The organism is Leeuwenhoekiella palythoae (assembly GCF_900130045.1).
GTDB lineage: Bacteria > Bacteroidota > Bacteroidia > Flavobacteriales > Flavobacteriaceae > Leeuwenhoekiella > Leeuwenhoekiella palythoae.
In genome coordinates this window covers 666,245-685,354 of sequence record NZ_FQXT01000001.1, presented here as the reverse complement: position 1 = coordinate 685,354, position 19,110 = coordinate 666,245, and the positions used below count along the sequence as shown (strand labels likewise).

Sequence of the window (19,110 nt, the reverse complement as noted above, 5' to 3'; positions counted from 1 at the left end):
TTCCAGAAACACCGAACAATTATGGACAAAAACTTTAAAAGATTTATTCTGGTTTTTTTCCTTGCATTAGGTATGACATCGCTACATACGCTTTATGCACAGGGAGGAAAAACCGTTACGGGAACGGTCACTGATCCCGGAGGAATGCCTTTGCCGGGAGTTACGGTACAGGAAAAAGGAACCACCAATGGTGTGGCGACAGATTTTGATGGAAATTTTAGTATAGATGTTGCCTCTAATAACGCTGTACTTGTGTTTTCTTATGTGGGGATGACTAACGTAGAGCAAGCAGTAGGCTCTCAAAATTCGTTTACGATAACGATGGAATCGAATGAAGAATCACTTGAAGAGGTGGTTTTAATTGGTTACGGTTCTCAAGAGCGTAAAGCCGTTTCTACCGCTGTAACTAAAGTAGATACTGATGATTTCAATCAAGGGCAGGTATCCTCACCGGTTGAATTGATTCAAGGTAAAGTTGCGGGACTACAGATCACCAGAGCAGGAGGAAACAATCCTAATGGTGGTACAGCAATACAGCTTAGAGGGGTGACCTCGATCACCGGTTCTACTTCACCACTTATTGTAATTGACGGAATTCCGGGAGGTAATCTTGATTTACTTCAGCAAAATGATATCGAGTCTTTTGATGTACTTAAAGATGGTGCAGCAGCAGCAATTTATGGTACACGAGGGACCAACGGGGTAATTTTAATTACTACCAAAAAAGGAAAGAAGGGTAAGAGTACTTTTAATTACTCAAGCTTTGTTTCACGCGATTATGTAAACAGTAAACCAGATTTTCTATCGGCAGATCAATTTAGAGCTGCTATCGCAGACGGAATCATTAGCGCTAATAATGATCTAGGAGCTTCTACTGATATTTTTGAAGAACTGGTTAACCGTTCTAATCTTACACAGTATCATAACTTCGTTGCTTCTGGCGGTAACGAAAATGGTAATTACAGAGCTTCATTATACTACAAAGATTCTGAAGGTATTGCTTTGGAAAATGGAAGAGAAGAATTTGGAGTGCGCGCAAGTTTCAATCAAAAAGGACTTGATGACAAACTTACTTTTGCCTCTAGCGTTGTTGTTAATGTAAATGACGCAAACCTTTTAGGAGGTAACCAATTCGGTATTGTGACAGACTGGAATCCTACGGCGCCTATTTATGCACCATTTAATACTTCAGAAGAAGGGGTGTTGTTCAACCAAGGGCGTTATGGTTTTTACCAGCCGGAGAACGGGTATAACCCATTTTCTGAATATGCAAATCGTTTTAATCAGCGTAAGCAAATTACTTTTTCAGGGGACGTAAAACTTGGGTATGAAATAATTCCCGGGTTAGTAGCTTCTGTTTTTGGTTCTTATCAAAGAAACTCTTGGAATGATCGCTTTTACCGTTCAACGCAAGATTATCAGCAGTATAACACTGGTAGTCCTTACTTCGGAACCGGGTATGCATATAAAGGGAATCATATAGATTATACTCAAACTGTAGAGCCAACAATCAACTTCACTAAAGATTTTGGAGATCACGGCTTTGAATTACTAGGAGGTTATAGTTATCAGTACTCAACCACCGAAGAATATTCTATGGATAACAGTGGTTTTACCACAGATGGTTTTGAAGATTGGAATTTTGGTGCGGGTAACGCGATCACTGATACAGATTTGCCACGTCCTAATTTATCAAGTTTTAAAGAAGATAATACGCTTATCGCTTATTTCAGTCGTTTGAGTTATAACTATCTTGATCGTTACTTTTTACAAGCCTCTGTGCGTCACGAAGGTTCTTCACGTTTTGGAGCCAATAACAAGTGGGCTAGTTTTCCTGCGATATCCGGAGGTTGGTTGATCTCTGATGAGAATTTTATGGAAGGTGCCGCTTGGGTAAACAATCTTAAATTACGTGCAGGATATGGTATTACGGGTAACCAAGGGATTCCTAATTACCAATCTATTGTGACTTTAGGAACAGGAGGTAAATACCCTGTATTTTTAGATGGTGCTGATGGTGCTACTTACTATCAAACCTATGGTCCTGTAAAGAACCCTAACCCAGATCTTAAGTGGGAAACCAAGAAGGAATTCAATATTGGTGTTGATTTTGGATTCTGGTTTAACAAGCTTAGTGGTTCTATTGATTACTATACACGTCGTACCGAGGACTTATTGCTGAGTTATGATGTTCCTCAGCCACCTTTTGTACAGGGAAGTATTTATACAAACGTAGGGAATATCACCAATAATGGTTTAGAACTCGCGCTGAGTTACCGTGTGTTTGAAGAAGGAGATTTTAAATGGAATGTGGATTTTGTAGGAAGTTATCAAAACAACGAGCTTACAACACTTTCTAATCAAATCTTCTCTGTGAGTGAACTTTACGGAGGAAATATTGGTAACCCAGGAAACTTAGGGGATGCAATTAGAAATACTGAAGGTGGCCCTATCGGAAACTTCTACGGAAAACGCTTTGCCGGTTTTACTGTTGATGGTAAATGGTTATTCCATAAAGCAGATGGGACTATCGGAAGAGCCAGTGATATGACCGAGGAAGACAAGGCGATTATTGGTAATGGTTTGCCTAAATATTATGCTTCTTTGACCAATACCTTCCGTTATAAGAATTTTGACCTTACCATATTGCTACGCGGTAAATTCAAATATGATATTTTGAACACCGTAGATCTATTCTATGGCAATCCAAGTTTACTGCCGGGTAACGTGCTTACTTCAGCATTAGGACAGTACAACAACATCACAGAAGCACCACAATATTCAGATTACTATCTTGAGAATGGGGACTTTGTCAAATTAGATAACCTGACTCTAGGCTATAACTTCAACTTGGGAGAGAACAGTCCGTTTAGTGCATTACGATTATTTGGTAGTGCTAGAAACCTTGCAACCTTTACCGGATATACCGGCCGTGATCCTGAAGTACAAGATACCGGGTTGTATCCTGGTATAGATGATAGAAACTTTTACCCAAGAACGGTAACGGTTACCGCAGGTGTCAATGTTAACTTTTAATATTAAGAAGATGAAGAAGATAAACTTATTTCAGAAGGCTGCGTGCGCAATGGGAGTGTTACTTACTATTGGGTGTACAGACCTTGAAGAAACTACATATTCAGAACTTTCAGAATCAAATTTTTATAAAACTGAATTAGAACTCGTACAAGCTAACTTAAGACCGTTCACGCATATGCAGGCGTGGTTGGCTTGGTCTGGCCAAAATGGTTATTACTACCATAACGAACTTTCGGCAGATCAAACCGCTTGGCCTCAAAAGGGACGTCACGGTTACGACAATGCAGACCACATACGTCAACATTATCACACATGGACTGATCAAGAGGGGCGTTTAAATAATGCCTGGAGACTCATGTGGACCGGTCTAGGTTTTGTAAATACGGCTATCGAGAGTATTGAGGCTGTAGATGCAGCATCTATTGGGGTAACTCCGGAGCGTTTGGCTTCAATCGTTGCTGAAGCTAAGGTTTTACGTGCATATCACTATATGAAAATTATGGATATGTGGGGTAATGTACCTATTGTAACCACCGTAGGTGAGCCTAACAATCCACCTACTGCTTCTAGAGAAGAAGTGTTTGCTTTTATTGAGCAAGAACTTTTAGATAATGTTGAAAAACTTCAGCCACTTTCACCACAGCTTATTGGACGTATGAGTAAAGCTGTAGGATATTCAATTCTATCTGAGCTTTACCTTAATGCTGAAGTATGGTCAGGTACTCCGCGCTGGGAAGAAAGCATCACGTATGCTGATAAAGTGATCAATGGAGAAGGAGGTTCGTTAACCGGAAACATTGCGTTAGATCAAGACCCGTTAGGACCTTTCAATAATACAAATGAAGATTCTCCAGAAAACATCTTTCAGTTTCCATTCAGTCGTCAAAATGACTTTGGATACAGCTGGGCTTCGTTTTACATGGGCTTCTCTAATATGACTGCAGCTTTAGACGTAAACTACAGCGGTAATAATGCTTTTGTTGTAATTCCTACAGCGTTCAATGCATATCAGGAAAATGACATTCGTAAGCAAGAATGGTTTTTATTTGGACCTCAATATAAATTTGGTACAGAGGAACCTATTTTAGGATCTGAAGAGTATAATGGTGAGCCATTTATCTACGTGAATAACATTCGTAGAAATACTGAAGGGCAAACCGGTGAAGGTTCTATGACTGATGGAGAAGAGAATAGCGGTGCGCGTTTCCATAAATACCGTTCGGGTAGACAAGAAGACCCTAACTATCTAGAAGGGGATTACGTGGTTTACCGTTTAACTGAATTGTATTTTAATAAAGCCGAAGCTTTGATGCGTTTAAATAATGGTAACGCAACTCAAGAAGCGGTAGATCTTATCAATGCTAGTAAGGTACGTTACTTTACTTCAGATGATTGGGCAGATGAAGCCTATACAACGACATCTTTAACGATGAGTGAATTGTTAATTGAGCGTGGTAGAGAGTTCATTTTTGAAGGAAAACGTCGTACTGATCTTATTCGTTTTGGTGAATTCACCACAGGATCTTGGTGGGATCACGAGCCTTCAGGAGATCTTAACTTGACGATCTATCCTATTCCATACAGACAATTACAAGCAAATCCTAACCTTGTTCAAAACCCAGGATACTAAAAAGTATATTATGAAAACAATTTTAAATTCTATAAAACCGGCGGTCGTGCTTCTCCTTATTGCGTTTGCATCTTGTGAGGGAAGGCGCGAATTTGACGCCATCGTTGAAAGCGGAGTCAATCTCGATAATTATGACATCATTTTACTGGAATCAGGAAATACGCTGGATGTCACGGCTACCTTTGAGCCTAATGTTGTTCCCCAACGCGATTATATCTGGGAGGTAGAAGATCCTAGCGTAGCTGACTTACAAGTAAACGAGGATAAATCTGTAACCCTAACCGCAACCGGATCTGGAGAAACTGTTTTGCGTGTTACGGCAGCAGATGACAGTTCACTTACAGATACTGCGCCGTTAAAAGTGATCGCAGGGCCTCCTGTAGATATTACAGATCAAAGTACGATCTCGGTAAACCGGGAATACAGCGGTGGAGCAGAAGGTCGTGAAGGATCAACTAAGCTTATTGATGGAGATTTGACTACAAAATATCTATCTGGTTTTGTCACTCCGTTTTGGATAAATCTAGAGTTTGAAGAACCTATTGTTGCGGGTTATTATTCGTTTACTTCAGGTAATGATGCTCCAGATCGTGATCCACAGGATTGGGAGATACAAGGTTCACAAGATGGTGAAACATGGATCACCCTTGACAGCAGAGAAGATTACAGATTTTCAGATCGTACTCAAACCAGAGAATTCTATTTTGATAATAATACCGCTTATAAATTCTACCGATTAGATATTTCAAGTAATGGTGGAGGCAGTTTGTTTCAAATGACAGAATGGAGATTATTCTTATTACCATTCTAAGCTCAAGAATAAAAAAGAATCTTTATTTATTTGAAAAGATTTATTTAGCCCCAGCCGCCAGACATAACGTCTGGCGGCTTTTTTTATTAACGCAGTCAAGTAGTATAAAATATCTCTAAAAAATCCAATGGAATTAGAGAAGTTGCTTAAGCAATAATTAATGATAAAAAACTTGAATAACTAAAACGTTTTACTTATTTTCACTTAAATTACAAAAATATCGTTTTCGTATATGCTACGCTTATTAGTGTTTAAGGTGTTAAATAGCTAAAGTGTAGTGTTTTATATCCTCATTATGCAAAGAAGAACATTTATTCAAAATACGGCCTTAGCCGGAGGCTTAACCGTGATAAATCCTACTGGCCTTTTTGCCGAAAGTTTATTTAAAAAATTTCCAACAGTGCGTGTGCCGGAAGGGCAGCGTAATTTTGAGAGTAAGGCCATTGAAAAGGCGATTAAAGAATTTTCAAAAAATGTTGACGATCAAGAGCTGTCTTGGTTATTTAACAACTGTTTTCCTAACACATTAGATACTACGGTTACTTATTCAAAATATAAAGGAGCGCCAGATACCTATGTGATCACGGGAGATATTGATGCCATGTGGTTGCGGGATAGTTCTGCGCAAGTATGGCCTTATATGCAATTTGCAGACGAGGATAAAGATCTTAAAAACCTTATCGCCGGTGTGATCAATAGGCAAACACGTCAGATTTTAAAAGATCCGTATGCTAATGCATTTTATGACGATCCTGAGAAAAAAGGGGAGTGGACCTCTGATAATACCGCTATGCTTCCGGGAGTGCACGAGCGTAAATATGAGATAGATTCTTTATGCTATCCTATTCGTTTGGCTTACAACTATTGGAAAACCACCGGAGACACAGCTCCTTTTGACAAACAGTGGCTGGCGGCGATCAAGAATATTTTAAAAACATTCAAAGAGCAACAGGAGAAAGACGGTACCAATCCGTATTCTTTCAGTCGAAATACTTCTAACGGAACCGATACGCGCTTTCTTCGTGGGAAAGGGTATCCTGTAAAACCGGTAGGTTTGATTTGTAGCGCCTTTCGACCTAGTGACGATTCTACGGTGTATTCATTTTTAATTCCGTCTAACTTTTTTGCGGTGGTAAGTTTAAATCAGGCTGCAGAAATGGTTGAAACACTTCAAAAAGAAACCGCTCTAGCAAACGAACTGAAAGCTTTAGCATCAGAGGTCAAAGAAGCGATTGCTAAATATGGTGTGACTGAACACGAAAAATACGGTAAGATCTATGCTTTTGAGACTGATGGTTTTGGTAACCATTTGATGATGGATGACGCTAACGTGCCTAGTTTACTTTCTTTGCCTTATCTGGACGCGATAGATGTGAACGATCCTATTTATCAAAATACCCGAGACTTTGTTTGGTCGTTAGACAACCCGTTTTTCTTTAAAGGAACGGCTGCCGAAGGCATTGGCGGACCGCACGTGGGTATGAATATGATCTGGCCGATGGCGATTACGATGCGCGGCTTGACCAGCACTTCAGATGCAGAAATTAAGGAGTGCATCAAAATGCTCAAGAATACGCACGGCGGAACTGGCTTTATGCACGAGACTTTTCATAAAGATGATCCTACTGACTTTACCCGATCTTGGTTTGCTTGGGCAAACACCTTGTTTGGAGAGTTACTTTGGAAAATCTATCAGGAGAAACCCCAATTACTCAATTCGATTTAAAATAAAAAGTTGATGAAACACAACGCTAGCGCTTTCCGTAGGAAGATACTATTTAGTTTTGCAGTTACGCTGTTAAGCCTCAGCAATCTTGTAACAGCGCAACAAAAAGAAGCCTACGTAGAAAACCCGGTGGCTTATGTCAATCCATTTCACGGTACCGCACCGCTCACAGATCCTGATTTTATAGGGTACACACCGCCTGAAGGATGGCGGGTATGGGCAGGATTAACCTATCCCGGCGCGACGCTGCCTAATGCGATGGTACAACTGAGTCCCATTACCCAATACGGAAGCGGCGCCGGCTATGAATATGAAGACGATGAAATTCTAGGCTTTACACATACCAATAAAGGGCACTGGAATTTGTGTCATATTCCGATTTTGCCAATTGCAGAAAATGCTTCGGTACCTTTTAAATCTTCTTTTGATAAAGAGACTGAAAATGCTTCCGCCGGCTATTACAGTGTTTATTTGAATGATTACAAGGTTAAGGTTGAGGTTACATCAACCTTGCGTGCGGGTTTTCACAACTATACTTTCGATGATAATTCGGCACATACAATTCTATTTGATCTGGGACGCGCAAATCATCACGTTGACGAGTGGCAACTGCGACAAACCGGGCGTAAGACACTTGAAGGATTTCAGCGTACGGGAGGTGATAAAGTATATTTTTCGGTAGAACTCAGCGAGGCGATCAGCGAACTCCAGCAAGTAAACCCAAATACAGATAAAGGTTATGCGATTCTGAATTTAAAAGCTTCGCCAAACCCGGTAACTTTAAAAATAGGTTTGTCTTTTGTAAGTACCGAAAATGCACGAGAAAATCTTCAGCAAGAAATAGGGACTAAAACTTTTGAGGAAATACACCAAGCTGCGGAAAAGACTTGGGAGGCTGTGTTGTCTAAGATCCAAGTTTCCGGCGGAAGCCAAAAAGAGAAAGAGCTTTTTTATTCCTCGTTATACCGAAGCTTGCAGTGGCCGGCTTTGCGCAGTGATCACAATGGGGAGTTTACAGATGCTCAGGGAACGGTTCAAAATAAAGGCTTCCGGTATTATACCAATCCGTCGCTTTGGGATACGTATCGCAACAAATTGGTTTTATTGAGCTTATTATCGCCGGAAGTTACCGGTGATATCATTCAATCGTTAATCGACAAAGGAACTCAAAGCGGATTTATGCCTACCTTTTTTCACGGCGATCACGCTGCACCTTTTGTCGCACAGGCTTATGGTAAAGGCATTACGAATTTTGATGTGAAAAAAGCCTACGAGCAGCTTCTAAACAATGCGTATAAAGAAGGCGGCACACGACCACACATCGCAGAATACATAGAAAAAGGTTTTATTTCAGACCCTGATGTTGAAAATCCGCATGTAGAAACTAAAGCAAAGGCCGGTGTTTCAAAAACGCTTGAGTATGCTTACGATGATTACAGTTTGTCTTTGTTGGCAGCAGCTTTAAATGATGACAATCACGCCAAAGATCTCGCTGCACGTGCAAAGAATTACAAGAATGTCTTTGACCCAAAAACACATTTTATGCGCGGTAAGCTAGCTGATGGATCTTTTATAAGTCCGTTTGATGCAGAATATCCATATTATGAGTATATGTATCGCGAGGCCAATGCTTGGCAACTTGCGTTCTTCGTGCCGCACGATATGAATGGTTTGGTAGCTTTATATCCAAGTGAAAAAGCTTTTGAGCAAAAGCTAGATTCCTTATTCACCTTACCTTGGAATCCTAAACATATCGCGCGCAATGTAAGCGGATTTTTAGGTCAATACTGCCACGGAAATCAGCCCGATCACGAGGCACCCTTTGCCTATTATTTTATCAATAAGCCCGAAAAATCCCAGCACATTGTAGACACGCTTCTAGAAGACTATTATGGGGTAGGACCAACCGGTTTGGCATTTAGCGGGATGGATGATGCGGGGGAGATGAGCGCTTGGTATGTTTTTGCAGCTTCTGGACTGTATCCGCTGTCACCGGCAGATAATGAGTATCTAGTAAGTCTTCCCGTTTTTGACCGCGTAAAATGGAATTTAGGTAGAAATTCATTAGAAACCTCCAAAGAAGGAACATCAAGAACGCTAAAGCAAATTCAATACAACGGAAAAACGCTTGATGGCTATTTTATTGATCAGGAACAATTGATGCTTGGAGGCGATTTAAAATTAAACGTAGAGTAAAAGCAATTTTTATGAGGAAATTAGTCGGATTTTTTATCGTTGTTCTAAGCTTTTTGGAACCCGTTGTGGCGCAGGAAATCAGCTATAAAACAATTGAAAACATCAATTACTACCCTAAAGCACTTCAGCAATCTGACACCTATCTCGCTTCACAAGCGCGTCTAGATATTTACTATCCTGAAGATAAAAAAGATGTTCCGGTGATTATTTGGTTTCACGGCGGCGGCCTCACCGGCGGCTCTAAAGAAATTCCGCAAGCTTTAAAAAACAAGGGCTACTGTATTGTCGGAGTAGGGTATAGGCTTTCTCCTAAAGTTAAAGCTTCGGTTTGTATTGAAGATGCAACTGCAGCGATCGCCTGGACGTTTAAAAATATCGAAGCCTATAATGGTGACTCAAAAAATATCTTTGTGAGCGGGCATTCCGCAGGAGGTTATTTGGCCTTGATGAGTATTATGGATAAAAGTCGTCTTGCTAAATATGATATTAATGCTAATGACGTCGCGGGATTGATACCGTTTAGCGGGCATACCATTACTCATTTTACCATTAGAGCAGAGCGTGGCATTCCGGGAGAACAACCCATAGTAGACGCCTATGCTCCGCTTTATTTTGTACGGAATGATGCGCCGCCTATACTCTTGATTACCGGCGATCGAGAACTGGAAATGTTAGGGAGGTATGAAGAGAATGCCTACTTCTACCGAATGATGAAAGTCGCAGGACAGCAACACATAAAACAATACGAAATGCAAGGCTATGGACACAATATGACGCATCCTGCTTACCCCTTGTTATTGAGATTTGTAGCTGAAAATTCGGTCAAATCTGAGCAATAAATACAGATTAAGAAGAAGTTTTTAAAGTTATTACTGAATCTAATAGAAATGTTCTTAGTAAAACCTTTTAGTTATCGTACTTTTGCAGGTTCACCAGGGACGGTATTATTAATAGTTTTTAGAGTACCAAACAAAGAATGAAGAATATTTACGAAGATGAACGGATTGTAATGACGCTTGATGCAGGAGGAACTAATTTTGTTTTTTCGGCATTGCAGCGGGGAGAAGAGATTATTCAACCTATCACATTACCTTCTAATTCAGACGATCTAGAGCGTTGTCTCAAAACGATAATTAAAGGATTTGATCAGGTAAAAGCCCAACTCAACGGGCAGCAGCCTGAGGCGATCAGTTTTGCATTTCCGGGACCTGCAGATTATAAAAACGGAATCATTGGTGATCTGGTGAACTTACCTGCATTTAGAGGTGGCGTGGCTTTAGGACCTATGCTTGAGGAGATTTTTGAGATTCCAACGCTGATCAATAACGATGGAGATCTGTTTGCTTATGGCGAAGCGGTAGCGGGAATGCTTCCGTTCATTAATGAATCATTGGCAGCAGCAGGAATAAGCCGGACGTATAAGAATTTGATTGGCATTACCTTAGGCACCGGTTTTGGTGGTGGTATTGTGGTAAATAACCAGATCTGTTTAGGTGATAATTCCGCCGCAGGCGAAATCTGGCTCACTCGAAATTACATCAAACCAAAAACCGTAGTTGAAGAAAGTGTGAGTATTCGCGCCATTCAGCGTGTATATGCTGAGCAGTCAGGAACAACCGAATTGATCTCGCCTCGTGAGATTTATAAAATTGCAAGCGGGGAGAAGGAAGGTGATAAACAAGCTGCGATCAATGCTTTTGAAGAAATGGCAACAGCAGTGGCAGAATCTCTGGCCAATGCACTAGCGCTTGTAGATGGCCCTATCGTAATTGGTGGCGGCATTGCGGGAGCTTCAAAATTTATTGTACCTAAGATTATTGAGCATCTTTCGGGCTGTATTTATAATTTAGAAAATGAGGGTATGCCTCGTGCGATTTCAAAGGTTTTTAATATAGACGATCCTGCACAATTGAATGCTTTTACGGCCGATTCTGAGTATGAGGTTAAGGTGCCTTTCAGTACAGCAAAAGCGAAATACAATAAGGAAAAACGCATTGCTATCGGCATTAGTAAATTAGGCACAAGCACATCTGTGTGTCTCGGGGCTTATGCTTTGGCGCTAGATTATCTAGACAAGAAAAATTTGTATAAAGAGCTGGTGTAGAGCATTCACCAAGACATAAAAAAAACCTGCTTTATAAAGCAGGTTTTTTTTTGATACTATAAGCAGTATTTAGTTTTTAAGCGCTTCTTTAATTGCTGCTAATGCCAACGGCTCCATCACTTGATAGCCTTCATCTGTAGGATGCACGCCATCATAAGATAGTGCTTCGGGAAGACCGTTTTCTTCATCTACCATTTCAGAAAAATAATCTAGATACACCAAGCCTTTTCCTTCGCAGTAATACTTCAGCATCGTATTCAGTTCTAAGATAGGACCTACGGAATCAACCTCAGGCTTCCACGGATATTTAGCCGCAGGAAGAATAGAAGAGACGATAGGAACAATGCCATTGGCTTCTGCCAGTTCAACCATAGAAACCATATTGTCAAAAATCTGCGCTGTAGTCATCGGGCCGGTATTTCCGGCGATATCGTTGGTCCCGGCAAGGATCACTACCGCTACCGGATTTAGATCGATTACATCCTGTCTAAAACGCAACAGCATCTGAGGCGTGGTCTGACCGCTAATTCCGCGACCAATGAAGTTATTCTTGGTAAAGAAATCAGGATCGCTATTGACCCAACCTTCGGTAATGGAGTTGCCCATAAAGACCACTCTGTTTTCTTTTGCATAGATCGAATCTACTTGGGCATTGGCTTCGGCGTAGCGCTTTAAATTAGGCCAATCTTGTGCCTTTGACTTAAAAATACTACCCCAAACCATAAAAACTATACATACCGAAAGTTGGACAAATTTGCTCATAAACTTAGTTATAAAGATTTTTATTAGGTTTTCTGCTCATATAAAAAGTAAGCGTTCCACCGTTCATAACCTGATCGTGCGTGATGAATGGTTCGGTAAGTTCTTTGCCATTCAGCTCTACCTTGCGCACGTATACATTCTTCTCAGACTGGTTTTTAGCTTCAACCTTGAAGGTGTTTCCGTTATCTAAGTTAAGTGTTGCTTCTTTAACCGCAGGGCTTCCTAAAGCATAATCTACCGATCCCGGAGCTACAGGATAAAATCCTAAACTGCTGAATAAATACCAGGCACTCATTTGACCAAAGTCGTCATTACCACTCAACCCATCAGAACCGGTCATATACTTTTGCTTTAAGATCATTCTGATCTTGTCCTGCGCTTTGTAGGCATCATCGGTCCAGTTGTATAAATAAGCCACGTGATGCGAAGGTTCGTTACCGTGTACATAGTTCCCAATGATTCCCTCACGCGAAATATCTTCGGTGTTTTCAAAATACTTATCAGGCAATTCCATTGTAAATAAAGAATCTAAATGCGTGCTGAATTTCTCTTTTCCGCCCATAAGATCGATCATTCCTGCAGGATCCTGAGGAACGTATAAACTGTAGTTCCAGCTGTTTCCTTCAATAAATCCTTGACCGTGCGTGTTCAAGGCGTCAAACTCTTTTTTAAAGCTTCCGTCGCTCAATTTAGGACGCATAAATCCGATAGATTTATCATACACGTTTTTCCAATAGGTAGAACGCTCGATAAATTCTTTATAGATTTCGTCACGGTCTAATTTCTTAGCGGCTTGCGCGATCGCCCAGTCATCGTAAGCATATTCTAAAGTTTTTGATACCGAAGCGCCACTTTTATCTTCAGGAACATAACCCATATCAATATAGTCGCCAATACCGTCAAAATAACGAACGCGCGCCGTCTCTACACAAGCGTCTAAAGCAGCATTCTGATCAAAATCTGCATTGCCTTTTACAATAGCATCTGCAATTACTGAAGCTGAATGATAACCGATCATACACCAGTTTTCATTAGCATAATGCGACCAGATAGGAAGCATATGATGTACACTTTGTTCTTGGTGAACCATCATAGATTGCACCATATCTTGATTGCGTTGTGGCTGCAATACATTGAATAAGGGATGCAACGCACGATACGTATCCCAAAGCGAAAAGCTGGTATAATTGGTAAAGCCATCGGCCTCGTGCACATTGCGATCAAGTCCCATATATTTTCCGTCTACGTCCATATAAACGGTTGGGCCTAAAAAGGCGTGATACATTGCGGTGTACAGATTTACTTTATCAGATTCTTCTAAAGTCTCTACTGTAAATTTTTGCAATTCTTTATTCCAAGTGTTACGGGCTTGTTGCTTTACAGTGTTAAAATCCCAACCCGGAACTTCTGCTTCCATATTGTTGAGTGCACCTTCGGTACTTACAGGCGATAATGCCATTTTAACCTGAATCGCTTCATTTTCTTCCGTATCAAAATCGAAATACAGTCTCAGGTCGTTTCCTGCCATTTGTGGGAAATTATGCTCCTGATCAAAACGGCCCCAGAATCCGCGATAAACTTGTCCCTTTTGTTTTTCCTGACCATAACTCTTAAAGGCTTTGCTGAACGTCATTGCAAAATAAACCTTACGCGTACGCGCCCAACCGCTGGTTTGACGATAACCGGTAATGGTCGAATCGTTTTCTACGCGAACAATTGTCCACACATTTTTCTCATCATAATTGTAGATTCCTGATTTTAGATCAAGAATAATGTGCGCTTGCTCACTTTTTGGAAACGTATACTGATGCATACCCACACGGGTGGTGGCTGTCATTTCGGCTTTGATCCCGTAATCTTTTAGATTAACGGCATAGTAGCCTGCTTCAGCGGTTTCTTCATCGTGAGAAAAACGAGAGCGGTAACCGCTGTCCGGATTAGTCTCTGTTCCCGGATTGAGTTGTAGTTTTCCTACCGTTGGCATTACTAGAAAATCACCCAAATCAGAGTGACCGGTTCCGCTAAAATGTGTGTGGCTGAATCCAACAATAGTTGAATCTTCATATTGATAACCGGCGCAGTATTTATAAACGTCAGGGTTGTAGCGCCCATTAACCGCATATGGAATCGTATCAGTATCCGGGCTTAACTGAACGCTGCCAAAAGGTACAGTAGCACCGGGATAGGTGTGTCCCATTTTTGCAGTCCCGATCATCGGGTCTACATATTTGGCAAGGTCTTCTTGTGCTTGGGTGTTAAAAACACCAGCCGCAAGTAAACTTGCGGCGGTGCATAAACCCTTGAATGTAATTCGTGTCATGTATTTAAAGGTCTCTGGATTTATTCGTTAGAAAGTGAATACGGGTACGCCGATTCTTTGGTTCCTCGGGATTTATTAGGAGTATCGCTCATTTCATAATCTATGGTGGCTCCTTTCATCAACTCTTCGTGGCTTAACCAGTTTTTGTTGTAGGTTTTACCATCAACTTTCATCGATTCAATATAACGGTTTTCATCGCTATTTTCTGGAGCTTTGATCACGATCTCTTTTCCATTCTCTAAATTGATCGTCATGTTTTTAAATAAAGGAGCACCAAGAACGTACTGGTCTGTAGCAGGAGCAACAGGATAGAAGCCCATTGCAGAGAACACATACCAAGCAGATGTTTGCCCGTTGTCTTCGTCACCGCAATAACCATCCGGAGTTGCCATATACATTCTGTCCATCGTTTCACGCGCCCAGTATTGTGTTTTCCACGGAGCACCAGCGTAGTTGTATAAATATATCATGTGTTGAATAGGCTGATTACCGTGCGCATACTGTCCCATATCTGCGATTTGCATCTCACGAATCTCGTGAATCACACCACCATAAACGCTTTCGTCAAAAATAGGAGGCATAGAAAATACAGAATCTAATTTCTTAATAAACTTTTCTTCTCCACCAATTAAGTCGATAAGTCCTTGTACATCGTGAAATACAGACCAGCTGTAATGCCAGCTGTTTCCTTCAGTGAAGGGGTTACCCCACTTGAACGGGTTAAAATCTTCTTGCCAGCTTCCGTCTTCGTTTTTACCACGCATTAGGCCATAGCTAGGATCAAAAAGATTCTTGTAGTTCATACTACGCTCTTTATAGATCTCGATCTCTTTTTTAGGCTTTCCGATCGCTTTTCCGAATTGATAGATCGCAAAATCATCATAAGCATATTCTAGTGTTCTTGCGGCGCTTTCATTTACACCAACATCATATGGAACGTAGCCCAGTTCGTTATAGTATGGTGCACCGGCACGACCTACAGCAGTCATAGGTCCTTCGTTGTTCGCACCATTTACTAGCGCTTCCCAAAGGGTTTCAGTATCATAACCTCTCAAGCCTTTAATGTATGCATCTGCAACTACAGAAGCCGAGTTGTTACCTACCATAATATTGGCATAACCAGGGCTAGACCATTCTGGTAACCAGCCACCTTCTTTAAAATCATTGGCAAGACCTGCTTGCATCTCTTTGTTGATCGATGGGTAAGCCAGGTTTAAGAACGGGTAAAGCGCTCTAAACGTGTCCCAGAAACCGGTACCGGCAAACATATATCCCGGTAAGATTTCACCGTTATACGGGCTCCAGTGTACGATCTCATCTTTAGCATTGATCTCATACATTTTGTTTGGGAAAAATAACGTTCTATATAAGCAAGAATAAAACGTTCGCACCTGATCAATAGTCCCGCCACCAACATCAATGCGGCCTAGTTTTTCATTCCAAAGTGCTCGTGCGTTTTGTTTGGTAGTTTCAAAATCTTGTTTGCCAATTTCGCGCTCCAAATTCAATTCGGCTTGTTCAAAACTGATGAATGACGAAGCAACTTTTGCATTCACTACAGTTTCTTTTTCCGTTTTAAAACCAACGATCGCTCCGGCGTGATCTGCTGTCATTTCAGCTTGACCTTTTGCCAGCGTATCATTTTGCCAAGTATTTACATCACTAAATGGTGTATCAAACTTGATGACAAAATAGTTCTTGAAATTGGTCAATTTTCCACGCGCATATTTTGTGGTATAACCAATGATCTTGTTTTCTTCCGGGATCACTTTTACATAAGATCCTTTATCAAAAGGGTCGATCACTACATAAGAGCTATCTGCTTTAGGAAAAGTCATTTTAAATTGTGCAGCGCGTTCTGTAGGTGTAAGCTCGACCGTTACATCGTGATCTGCTAAATACACTTTGTAATAGTACGGCGTAGATTCTTCCGCTTTATGCGAAAACCAGCTCGCGCGATCATCCTGATTGAATTTCATACCACCGGTTACCGGCATTAATGAAAATTGTCCGTAATCATTCATCCAAGGCGATGGCTGGTGGGTTTGCTTAAATCCACGTATTTTATCTGCATTGTACGTGTAAGCCCAACCGTGTCCCATAGGTCCGGTTTGCGGCGTCCAGAAATTCATTCCCCACGGCACAGCCACGGCAGGATAGGTATTTCCGTTTGATAAACCCGGGCTTGAGTCGGTTCCCATAAGCGGGTTAACATAGTCTACAGGGTTTGGTACCTCTTCTACCAGCGTTTCTTGTGCTTGCGTGGCAGTGATTAGCAATGTGGTACACAAACCTAAAAGTAGTTTTTTCATAAGCTTCAATTTGCGATTAGTGTCTGTTTAGAGTGTTTGATTTATTTAGTAGGTTCCCAAGTGGTTGCGGCGTTGCCTTCTCCGATCACCGGAAATGCACTGATGCGTAAACGCGCTGCGCCCATAGGAATTAATTCAATATCTTCAGCCGGTTCTGTAGATTTTACAGGACTTGGCTGCAGTTCGCCTGCAAGACCATATTGATCAATCGTCCATTGCGGGATGCGTTTTCCTTTTGCTTTGATCACAATAGGAGCAGCATCAACCGTAAATGGATAATCGTCTTCTGGCCACGACTTAGTTTCAATGGTGAACGAATCTTTAAGATGATCTTTGTCTAAAATTAAGCCATAATTCCACGGTGAGGCTGGATGAATCTCAAAAGAAGGCCATTTTTCTACATCGGCATCTTTTTGCCATTTTGAATCCCAAACTGCGGTTTGCGAACTGTTCTTCGTTGGATATTCTTCTTTTATTTTAAGCGAAAAAGTCAGCGGACCGTAATCAAGACTTACACTGTTGTTATTGGCTTCCCAGGTTCGTAAACCTAATTCCTTCGGAAGGATTAAAGTAATGGTGTCACCGTCGTTCCATTCCCGCTCAATACGTAAATAGGTATTTGCTGAAGGATTTGCATCAAGTGCTTCACCATTCAATGCTACCGAAGCATTCTTGGCCCACGCCGGAATTCTAAAATATAATGGGAATTCAACAGCTTCTGAAGTGTTTACGGTAAAGTCTAAACTTTCTGTAAATGGGTAGTTTGAGTCATTAGTTACCGTCACTTCTTTGCCATCACTCACTTTTGCCGTAACCGAACCTGCAGCGTAAAGAACAGCTGCAAGACCGTTATCTGGCGTAGCCATAAAAAGATTTTCGGTAAAATAGGCCCAGCCTTGCCCGTGGTTATGCTGACAGCATCTTGAACTAAATGGGTTCATCATTAAAAACGGACCCGAATTCGCAATCCCCGGACTGTGGTTTGCATCGTCGTTCAATACCATATTGGGGCTTGTGATGTAGCGCAGTGATCTAAAATCTGGCATTAACGCAGCAGGGTAGGTGTTAAAGGCTACTTCTTCAGCGTGGTCTGCCCAAAAAATATCACCAGTAATGCGCAGCAAATGCTCATCACTGTTCATTTGTTCTACCATTCCGCAGGTTTCAACTCCTTGACGAGGATCGCTATAGCCGGGACGCGCATTTTCATCGGCACCAAACATTCCACCCGGCACCTGACCAAAATAATCTCTTATGATCTTAAAGTCGTCATAGGTGGCTTGCAGATCCTCTTCCTTTTTGCTTAGCTGATAATATTGCGCCGGTTCTCTAAAACCTTGTGCAATATTTACATTATGCCAGTCAACCAATTTGCTAAACCAGTCTGGGAACTCCATTCCCTCCCGTGTTTCTTTATGGTTGTGAATTTCGGCTAAAGTATTGTCGCGCTTCGACCAATCGGCATTCGTGCGGTGTAGTTTTTCGGCTAAATCTAAAAGGAATTTATCTCCGGTACGGTTGTACAACCAGATCACGCTATAAAGGTTATCACCACCACGCAAGGTTTGCCAGTAGTGCACACCTGAAAGCATTTTATCATCAGGCACACTGTTTTGATACTCAAAGTACTTGGTCATCAAATCGATCACGCGCTCATCCTGAGTTGCCTCGTAATACGACTGCAGGCAATACAGCATAATCATATTGGACCAAAAGTCTTGAGAGCCATCGCGATCTGAAAACATTTTAGGACCAAAGTTGCCATCTTCACGCTGACTTTTCAGCGCAGCTTCAAACCAAATTTGCGATTCTTTGATCATCGAAGAATCTTGCAAAATATAGCCGGTATTCGCATAGCCTTTTAACCAGTAAGGGACTTCTTCCCAGCCCCAGGCACCGGTGCCATCATCAGATAACCAAGCATTGTCGTCTTTTTGTAACCACGCGCTGATCTCGCCAAGATTGCCCATAAGGCCATCGGCTTGACGTTGCAGACTTTCTTTTAGCCAGCTTCCCGGTTTGATTGCGCCTAGCGGAAGTTTGATCAGCGCACTTGGAGAAAGCGGAGCGCGATTGCTTACATAATTTATATTTGTTGTAGCTACCGAAGGCTTATCTACAGTAGTTATGTCTATATTTTTATTTTGAGAATCATCACAGGAAAGCAGCAATAGGCAACCTGCAAAGAAACTCATTAGATTATATTTTTTCAT

Annotated in this window: 11 protein-coding genes; 7 read left to right on the top strand and 4 right to left on the bottom strand. The window is 41.4% G+C overall.

Going from position 1 to position 19,110, the window contains the following annotated elements; all coding sequences use genetic code 11:
• The first annotated feature begins 21 nt into the window (after window positions 1-21).
• The 7 genes from BUA96_RS02790 (at window position 22) to BUA96_RS02760 (ending at window position 11,503) form a co-directional block, all read left to right on the top strand.
• Window positions 22-3,036 carry a SusC/RagA family TonB-linked outer membrane protein gene (locus BUA96_RS02790; protein ID WP_072980109.1) on the top strand — a complete coding sequence of 1,005 codons (3,015 nt, stop codon included), beginning with the start codon at window positions 22-24 and terminating at the stop codon, window positions 3,034-3,036.
• Window positions 3,037-3,046: 10 nt separating this feature from the next.
• Window positions 3,047-4,666: a RagB/SusD family nutrient uptake outer membrane protein gene (locus tag BUA96_RS02785; RefSeq protein WP_072980475.1), complete on the top strand. Its 1,620-nt coding sequence runs from the start codon at window positions 3,047-3,049 to the stop codon at window positions 4,664-4,666.
• Window positions 4,667-4,676: 10 nt separating this feature from the next.
• Window positions 4,677-5,477 (top strand): discoidin domain-containing protein, encoded by an 801-nt coding sequence (locus BUA96_RS02780; protein WP_072980107.1) that lies wholly within the window; start codon window positions 4,677-4,679, stop codon window positions 5,475-5,477.
• A 295-nt stretch (window positions 5,478-5,772) separates the two neighbouring features.
• Window positions 5,773-7,203: a glycoside hydrolase family 125 protein gene (locus BUA96_RS02775; RefSeq protein ID WP_072980105.1), complete on the top strand. Its 1,431-nt coding sequence runs from the start codon at window positions 5,773-5,775 to the stop codon at window positions 7,201-7,203.
• Between the two features lie 12 nt (window positions 7,204-7,215).
• Complete coding sequence (locus BUA96_RS02770) at window positions 7,216-9,399, top strand: GH92 family glycosyl hydrolase (RefSeq protein ID WP_072980103.1); 2,184 nt, start codon at window positions 7,216-7,218, stop codon at window positions 9,397-9,399.
• An 11-nt stretch (window positions 9,400-9,410) separates the two neighbouring features.
• Window positions 9,411-10,238: an alpha/beta hydrolase gene (locus tag BUA96_RS02765; RefSeq protein WP_072980101.1), complete on the top strand. Its 828-nt coding sequence runs from the start codon at window positions 9,411-9,413 to the stop codon at window positions 10,236-10,238.
• Window positions 10,239-10,375: 137 nt separating this feature from the next.
• Window positions 10,376-11,503 carry an ROK family protein gene (locus BUA96_RS02760; protein ID WP_233430597.1) on the top strand — a complete coding sequence of 376 codons (1,128 nt, stop codon included), beginning with the start codon at window positions 10,376-10,378 and terminating at the stop codon, window positions 11,501-11,503.
• A gap of 69 nt (window positions 11,504-11,572) precedes the next feature.
• On the opposite strand, the gene BUA96_RS02755 is transcribed toward BUA96_RS02760, so the two are convergent.
• From BUA96_RS02755 to BUA96_RS02740, 4 genes are read right to left on the bottom strand one after another with little or no spacing between them, the layout of a single operon-like run.
• Window positions 11,573-12,265, bottom strand: a complete 693-nt coding sequence (locus BUA96_RS02755) for an SGNH/GDSL hydrolase family protein (RefSeq protein ID WP_072980098.1) — start codon at window positions 12,263-12,265, stop codon at window positions 11,573-11,575.
• Window positions 12,266-12,269: 4 nt separating this feature from the next.
• Entirely contained in the window at window positions 12,270-14,585 is a 2,316-nt protein-coding gene (locus tag BUA96_RS02750; RefSeq protein WP_072980096.1) for a GH92 family glycosyl hydrolase, read from the bottom strand.
• A 20-nt stretch (window positions 14,586-14,605) separates the two neighbouring features.
• Complete coding sequence (locus tag BUA96_RS02745; RefSeq protein ID WP_072980094.1) at window positions 14,606-16,897, bottom strand: GH92 family glycosyl hydrolase; 2,292 nt, start codon at window positions 16,895-16,897, stop codon at window positions 14,606-14,608.
• A 41-nt stretch (window positions 16,898-16,938) separates the two neighbouring features.
• Window positions 16,939-19,110, bottom strand: coding sequence for a beta-L-arabinofuranosidase domain-containing protein (locus BUA96_RS02740; RefSeq protein ID WP_072980091.1), 2,172 nt, complete (start codon window positions 19,108-19,110; stop codon window positions 16,939-16,941).